Source organism: Myxacorys chilensis, assembly GCF_059505265.1.
The window spans coordinates 87,754-95,399 of sequence record NZ_JCACKG010000094.1 but is presented as its reverse complement, the minus strand read 5'-3'; the positions used below and the strand labels follow the sequence as shown (position 1 = coordinate 95,399).

The 7,646-nt window shown below is 49.5% G+C and carries 5 protein-coding genes; 3 read left to right on the top strand and 2 right to left on the bottom strand.

Annotation, left to right across the window (positions count from 1 at the left end; translation table 11 throughout):
• Positions 1-1,078: FecR domain-containing protein (locus tag AC5JLB_RS06445; protein ID WP_495873021.1), on the bottom strand; the 1,078-nt coding region annotated here is incomplete at its 3' end.
• Between the two features lie 307 nt (positions 1,079-1,385).
• Between AC5JLB_RS06445 and AC5JLB_RS06440 the strand changes: the two genes are divergently transcribed.
• Entirely contained in the window at positions 1,386-3,002 is a 1,617-nt protein-coding gene (locus tag AC5JLB_RS06440) for a hypothetical protein (protein WP_495873020.1), read from the top strand.
• Positions 3,003-3,135: 133 nt separating this feature from the next.
• On the opposite strand, the gene AC5JLB_RS06435 is transcribed toward AC5JLB_RS06440, so the two are convergent.
• The gene (locus tag AC5JLB_RS06435) at positions 3,136-3,843 is read right to left on the bottom strand and encodes a hypothetical protein (protein WP_495873019.1); all 708 of its coding nucleotides are present in this window, start codon (positions 3,841-3,843) and stop codon (positions 3,136-3,138) included.
• 112 nt (positions 3,844-3,955) lie between these two features.
• Here AC5JLB_RS06435 and AC5JLB_RS06430 point away from each other — a divergent pair, with 112 nt between their 5' ends.
• Together AC5JLB_RS06430 and AC5JLB_RS06425 are read left to right on the top strand one after the other, a co-directional pair.
• Positions 3,956-4,171, top strand: coding sequence for a hypothetical protein (locus AC5JLB_RS06430; protein ID WP_495873018.1), 216 nt, complete (start codon positions 3,956-3,958; stop codon positions 4,169-4,171).
• A 134-nt stretch (positions 4,172-4,305) separates the two neighbouring features.
• A complete protein-coding gene (locus tag AC5JLB_RS06425) occupies positions 4,306-7,467 on the top strand; it encodes an AAA family ATPase (protein ID WP_495873017.1) in 3,162 nt (1,053 codons plus the stop codon).
• The last annotated feature ends 179 nt before the right edge of the window (positions 7,468-7,646 follow it).

The window sequence follows — 7,646 nt, the reverse complement described above, 5'->3', positions numbered from 1 at the left end:
TTGGATTTACGACAGGGCTAGGACTTGGATTTACGGCAGGAGGTTGAGGAGATGGTGAAGGGCTAACTATCGGCTGTGGAGTTGGATCACCTGGGTTAGGCTGAATTAATGTAGGTGGTGATGCAGAAGAACCCGGCTTAGCTTCCTGAGTCGGGGTTTGAGTGGGCTGTGGGCTTGCTGATGTAGTAGGTGGTGTTTTATCCGTCGGCTGAGTCGGTTCGCTGGGTGGCGTTTTTCCGACCGTTGCATTCGGAGCCTGCGGCACGTTTGTATTTGCAACGGTACTCAAATTGCCATTATTAAACAGTGGTGTTGAACTAGGCGATAGTTTCGTATTGCTAGGATTCTCGATCGTCGCGATCGGGTCAAGCGGCTTTTGCTGCCGTAAGGCATCTGCGGTCTCTCGCTGAACTGCCGCGATCGCAGGATCAGGACTAATTTTTTCTTTAAGCGGTAAATCTAGACCGCGCACCATATCACTGGTTTCATAAAACGTTGGAATATCAAATTTGTAGCGACGAATAAATCCAGTCTGATCGATAATAGCCATCTGTCCGGCTTCCAACGCCTGCTTCTCCCCATTAGCCGCCGTGATCTCCATCGGCCCAGCAGGATTGTTAGTGAGCGCTCCAACTAACGTGGTTTTGGTTTTCTCGTCATAGCGCACAAACAGGGCTGATCCCCTGATGCCCGCCGACGCATTGGGCGTATCAATTCGAGTACTGCCTTGACCAGGCTTAATCAATAACAGTACGGTGCCATTATTTAAGCGGAAGTTTCGCGTTCCTGGCGTAAATCTAAATAGCGCAAGTTCGCCAACTCTAGCGTAAGATCCATCATTGAAGCGTAGTCCTGCCCGCGATCGCTTAGATGTCCAAAGTGCATCTTCGGGAAGCATCTTGTCTCTTACTGAGGCATTCCGCAACCCCTGGTTTCTAGGCTGCAAGCGTACTTGACGAATAACCTCACGGATCTCAGCAGATTTGAGCGTTGTCTCAGCACGAACTGGCAGCGAAAATAAGGCGGCACTCATTCCATAAAAGGCAGCCGTGACGGTTAGGAACAGTTTGGAGGACATAGACGCTCCTATGACAGAAAAAGGACAAAGCAAACCGAAAGTGGACTCATTCAGCGCAGGTTTGCCGATTAAACTTTACAGGAACTCGGCATAGAGCGAGTAACCTATTTGGGTGAGAATACAGAACTGCATCTTTACGGATACTTTACATCTGATTCTAGAGCCTTGGGTGCCTGACTATATAGCTTTAAGAACTCTTCATAAAGAATTAGGTGAACGTACTCTGTATCACTCGTATATGCAAGAGTTATAGAAATGTTCCGGAAATCGTTCATTATTCCTTGCTGAAGTAAAGCAAGAGTGCTCCATGACAGGCTGTGATCAAATCTCTCATAATAAGCTCCTCCCGTTTCTACGGCTCTCGCACAGCGTCTCTCGGGGGCGGAGACAACAGCAAGTGAACCAATTTGGCTTTCATAGCTTAGGACAATTTGTATTTTGGGTCAGTCTAGGAGCTACAACCCCTGTTTGGTCTGCACCAATACCGCTGTCTCAGCAAATTCCACAAAATCATGCAGAGAAGCTAGGCACGCTTGAAGTGCACCTAGCGCCAAAGGCGCAAGCTCCGAAGGACATAGCGCAAAGCCCAACTTCCAAAAAGCTGGAGTTGTTCAACTCTGAGGCGAATCCCGTAGGAGGGGCTAAAGAGCCGGTTGAGAAGACGCAGGGTGAGGAGGTACAGAGCCAAATTCCCAGTTCATTTAGCCAGACTAGAATTGTTTCGCAAGGAATTCTGAATCAGCCACTACAGAATCCGCTTCAGCCTTCACCGTGTTGGCAATCCTTAAGTCGATCGCGCTGCTCGTTTCAACCGAGCCTGGCTCGATTTAAGCAAACCAATCCTGACGTTGCAGAAATTCCCTCTGATCTAGAGTTAGGAGTTTTGCGAGTTGCGCCAGAAACTCAGCGATCGCAAACCGAACTGGGAACGTTGCAAGTTGAGCCAGAGACGGCACAAAACAACGAGCTAGGAACGTTGCGAGTTGAGCCAGGGAAGGACGAGCTAGGAACGTTGCGAGTCGCACCAGAGACGACACAGCCAGATGAATTGGGAACCATTGCGTCACCCGATCTGAACGCTCAGTCAATTGACGGAGCCGCCGATCCAGAATTAGGAACATTAAGGCTGCAAGAAGACGTCGTTCCTCAACTTCCAGAGTTGCCATCTCCTACCAAGCAAGCCTCTGTTTTCTTGCTATCACGAATCGATTATTTTCGTACCACCAACGTTTTCTCGGGCATCGATCCCACCGACGATGGACTAATTCGTTCAGGGGTAACGCTGTTTTATGCTCCCCGATTGGGGCCTAAGACATTTTTGGTTACATCGATCGATGCAAACTTGATTCGCTACACGACTCTTGGATCTACTCGCTCTGGTAGGCAAGGTCTTAATTATGACGAACTGCGATTTCGGGCAGGCGTTTTCCATCAACTGACGCCTCGCATGTCTGGGGAAATTGGCTGGAGCAATCAGCAACTCTTTAATGCAAAAGAAGGATTACAAACATTTTTTAGCGGAGATCGCCTCTTGGGTGAAAATGCCCTCCGCATTGAGTTAAGCCGCCAAGATTCAATTGCCCGAAAGCTGACGCTAAATACGTATTATCAGTTTCGCCTGAATTTTTCTGACCCTAACGATCGCAGCCGCCTGATTAATTCCCTGACAACATCTTTGAGCTACGACATTACCCCAAAGCTCCAAACCGCGATCGATTATCAAGTTGCGTGGTCACACTTCACCCAGCAATCGCGGAATGATGTATTTAACCAGCTTGTGGGGCGTCTGAGCTATACGCTCAATCGGAGCAGTCAAATCAATGTGTTTACAGGATTTAGCTTTGGCAATTCCTCTAATCCTGATATTGATTTTGATGGGTTTGTTTTTGGGGCAGGGCTGGTGTTTAACGCACCACTGTTCTAGGGTGAGATTCTAACGTTGGGAAGACAAGTATGCAGAACGGAGGGTAGATCAAGCGTTTGTCTACCCTCCGTTCATCAATAGTTCAGTCAAGTTTTATGAACTACTCCCCACCTCTAGCACAGGGCTTTGGGCATCACGACCCATAAGGATTTAATGTTAACGACGAGTTGAGGCGCACACGCAGATCCCGTGGATTGATGACAACCACCTCATTTCGGTTGCGTCCAAGGAGCAGACCACCTAATGCACCTGCACCCGTTCCGAGCAAGACTTTACCCAGCGTAATTCTCTTGTTGCCAGTGATACCCGAAATGATGGCAGCCGCACCAGAACCAAGTGCTGCCCCTTTTAGAAGAGAATCGGTACTCACTCCTCGCTGGATCGTTTCTCGGCGAGTTTCGACATTAGAAATCGCATCAATTTCTTGACGAGTTCCATTCGGGAAAATTAAGGTTCTAGCGAAAAATTGCGTTCCGTCCCCAGTCGGTCGGAATTCGCCTTCTACTTTGCTGCCTGAAGGAATCAAGATCGTGCGATCGCGGTCATTGCCACGAACATTCACCGGCAGGGTCAAGGTTGCCTTCAGCGTTTCGTTCGGAGCAACCAAAATTTTCTCCTGGTCATAGCTCATCGGCAGCGTTGTCCCCGCAGGAATGGTGACTCTTCCAGAGTAAACAGGTGAGGGTGAGCTTGGAGAGGATGGGAAGAGTTGTGCCAGCGTCATGGGTGCGGGCGCGGCGGCAGCAGAACCCATCAGCGCGATCGGGGCAACAGCAGTAGAAGACATGCCGACGGTCAACGCAAGAGCAGTAGTGGTTTGAAGTTTTTTCAGGTTCAGCATATAGATCCTTAAGTCAGTCTGGTGGCGATCAGATCTATTGACTCTGGGGAAGAGACAGGAGTTCCTTATTATTCTAAAGAAATGAAAAGTTGGATCTTCCTAAATTGAAGGGATGAGGGATAAAGGAGAAGAGACGCTTGCAGCAACGCTACGCCAACAAGCAAGAAGCCAGACTGAATTTATTCCTGCTGCGTGTCTTGACAAAGTAGTAGAAGCAAGTAGCAAAAGACCAGGCACAATTAAAAATACTATTTCAGTCAAATCTAATATTGAAAGGCAAATCCAAAATCTCTTACAAATCAACCCTTTTAGCGATTACACTCAATAAATAAGAGTGCTGGTGTACTTTCGTGCATCTGTACTGAGTCTCGTCCTCCAAGGACATCGGCACTGGGGTTTTGGTCAAGGGTGACTGGATTCTCCACATCCCCCACTCTACACTCCATCTCGCATCTCTCTCTTATGATTCCGCAGTCCCTCACGCTGAGAAATTTCCTGAGTTATCTCGACGCAACGCTCGATTTTCGAGGGCTGCACACAGCGTGCGTTTGCGGTGCGAATGGAGCAGGCAAGTCGTCTCTGCTAGAGGCGATTTCTTGGGCAATTTGGGGCGAGAGCCGGGCAACTTCAGAAGACGATGTTATTCACGTTGGGGCAAAAGAAGCAAAGGTCGAGTTCATTTTTAGCATTCATCAGCAGACCTATCGCATCTTGCGATCGCGTCACCGCTCCCAAGGTGTTTCTCTAGAATTTCAGTCTCAAGATTCCACAGGCACCCACTTTCGCTCTCTCACCGCTAAAACAATTCGCGCCACCCAGCAACTCATTTTTGATCATCTCAAGCTGGATTACGACACCTTCGTCAACTCAGCCTATCTTCGTCAAGGACGCGCTGACGAATTCATGCTCAAGCGCCCTGCTGAACGCAAACAAATTTTGGCAGACCTACTAAAGCTGCAGCAGTACGACGATCTGGCTGAACAAGCGAAAGATCAGTCGCGCCAGTTTAAAGGACAAGTCGAACTGCTGGAGCGAAATTTAGCTCGCGTTGAAGACCAGTTGCAGCAGCGAGACGCGATCGCGCAAGAACGCACCCAGCTAGAACTCGCGCTCCAGCACCTCCAGGCAGAACAAGCTGCGAGAGCAGAACACCTCCAGCACCTACAAGCGCGTCAGCATCAGCGGCAGCACTATCAACAGCAATTGACGTGGCAACAGCAGCAGCAACGCCACCTGACGCAAGATTGCCAACGATTGCAAAAAGAGCTTGCTCAAGCCGAGCAGCAACGGCAGAGTTTAGGGACGCTGTTAGGTCAAGAAGGCGCGATCGTAGCGGGTCACGAACACTGGCAAACCCTACAAGCTCAAGAAGAAACTCTCGCCGCTAAATCGCAAGCCCATCAAGTTGCTCAGTCTCAACGGCAACACTACCAGCAGCAGCAAACCGAAAAATTAAATACGTTGCACAGCCAGCTTCAGCAGCTTCAAACCCAGGATGCTGCCCTTGAAGAGCAACTCCAAGACATTGAACGTACGCTGACCAAAGAAGCAGATATTGCCGCCGGAGTAGAGCAGCTACAGCAGGCAAGAGCGCAACTGCAAACGCTCGATCAGCGTCAACTGCAAGCCATGCCCCTGATACAACGGCGACAGCAATTGCAGGCAACACTCGATCGCGCCTCAACCCGGCTGGCAACTCGGTTAGAAGAACTCCGAACCTCCCTCCAGCACCTGCAAGCTCAGCAGCAGCGCCAACCCAACCTACAACGGGCGGCTGTGGAAGTTGCCACTCGCATTGAAGCGTTAGAAAAATTGCAGGCGTATCAAGATCAAGTCCGCGATAAAGGACTAGAGCGACGTGCGTTCATGGAGCGACTTCAAGCGCAACAACGGGGCTACGAAACTCAGATTGCCGAAATTGACCACAAAATTCGACTGTTGCAAGCAGAAAATGTCATTGCTGAAACGTTTGTCTCTCGATCTGGTGAGGCGGGTGAGAGCGAATTGCTAGAGTTGCGCTCTGAGCTAACTTCGACGTTAACTCAGACCGCAACAGTCACGAAATCTAAGCCGTCATCCTTCGTTCAATCTCAATTTCCGCCTTGCCCATTGTGCAGTCGCCCTTTGGATGAGCATCACTGGCAGCTCGTTCAACAAAAGCATCAGGAGGAGAAACAGGAGGTGTTGGCGCAATTGTGGGTGGTTCGCGAACAACTCACCGTTTCTGAACGAGAAATTCAAGTGTTGCGGCAAGAGTACTTGGAGATCGATCAAAAGCTGAAACAGTATGGGCAAAATTTAGAACGGCGCGGACAACTGCAAGAGCAATTGCAAACCACAGTAGAAGCCCAAAAAAAATTAGAACAACTGAATGCAGAAGCAATTCAAGTTGACTCAGCCTTAAAGTCTAGGGCGTTTGAGCAGGAGTTACAGCAAGAGCTAGAATTGCTCGATCAAAGCCTGCACCAGATTAGCTACGATGAGCGCGACCATGCTTTAGCTCGTGGAGCGGTTGATCGCTGGCGATGGGCAGAAATCAAATTTGTTGAGATTAAGCAGGCGCGAAAACGCCAGGAACAGATTGCCAAGCGGCAGCCCGAACTGCGATCGCAAATTTCCATCCTCGAACAGCAGATCGAGGCGCTAAACCATCATCTCGCAATCGCGCTGGCTGATCGCGATCGACAGCTTGCGGAAATTGGCTACAACCTCAACCAACACAATGCGATTCGCACGGCATTGCGTAACGCTCAATCGTGGCAGCTTCGCTACCAAGAACTGCGCCAAGCCCAACAGCACTATCCTCAAATGCAGCAACGACTTCAAGAACTCGCTCAAACGCTGCATGTCCGCAGAACTGATTTGACGACCATCGTCCACCAGTGTCAAGAATTGGTTCACCTTTTAGAGCAGACACCCGATCTGACACCCCACATTCAAACGTTGGAACAGCAAATTCAACAACAGCGACTTCAGCTTGACCAACAGATTGTTCAACTCGGGCGAGTTCAGCAGCAACAACAGCAGCAAGAGGCGCTGAGTCAGGAGTATGAAACGCTAGTTGCTCAACTGCAAACTGCTCGTCAGCAGAGCCGCGTTTACGGAGAACTCGCGCAAGCATTCGGCAAAAACGGGATTCAGGCGTTGATGATTGAGAACGTTTTGCCGCAGCTCGAAGCGGCCACCAATCAAATTTTGTCTCGCCTTAGTGCCAATCAGTTACATGTCCAGTTTGTGACTCAGCGTGCCCGAAATGCCAAGTCTAAAATTACGAAGGCAATGGAGACACTCGATATTTTGATTGCGGATGCTCACGGAACTCGGCCCTATGAAACCTATTCGGGTGGTGAAGCGTTTCGAGTTAATTTTGCGGTGCGGCTAGCGTTGGCGCGGTTATTGTCGCAGCGATCAGGGACAGCGCTACAAATGCTGATTGTCGATGAAGGGTTTGGCAATCAAGACCAAGACGGCTGCGATCGCTTGATTGCCGCCATCAATGCGATCGCGCCTGAATTCGCCTGTATTCTCACCATTACTCACATGCCCTACTTCCGCGAAGCCTTTCAAGCTCGCATCGAAGTCACAAAAACTCAAAACGGCTCACAGATTGCTTTGTGCTTGTAAACCTACTCAAGCTTAAAAGACGAGTTTTAGAGCGATCTTTTGAGGCTTGAAGAGATCGCAACTACTTCTATAGTCCTGAACCATCTGCTCTGCCCCACCTTCACGTAGATCGCGATCACAAGCAAAGCAACCTTTAACTAAAAAAGGCAACTCCATACTGGAATTGCCTGTAATGTCTG

Coding starts and splice junctions, on each gene's coding strand:
- AC5JLB_RS06430 (WP_495873018.1), top strand. CDS start 3,956: ATGAGGGATAAAGGAGAAGAGACGCTTGCAGCAACGCTACGCCAACAA.
- AC5JLB_RS06440 (WP_495873020.1), top strand. CDS start 1,386: ATGACAGGCTGTGATCAAATCTCTCATAATAAGCTCCTCCCGTTTCTA.
- AC5JLB_RS06425 (WP_495873017.1), top strand. CDS start 4,306: ATGATTCCGCAGTCCCTCACGCTGAGAAATTTCCTGAGTTATCTCGAC.
- AC5JLB_RS06435 (WP_495873019.1), bottom strand. CDS start 3,843: ATGCTGAACCTGAAAAAACTTCAAACCACTACTGCTCTTGCGTTGACC.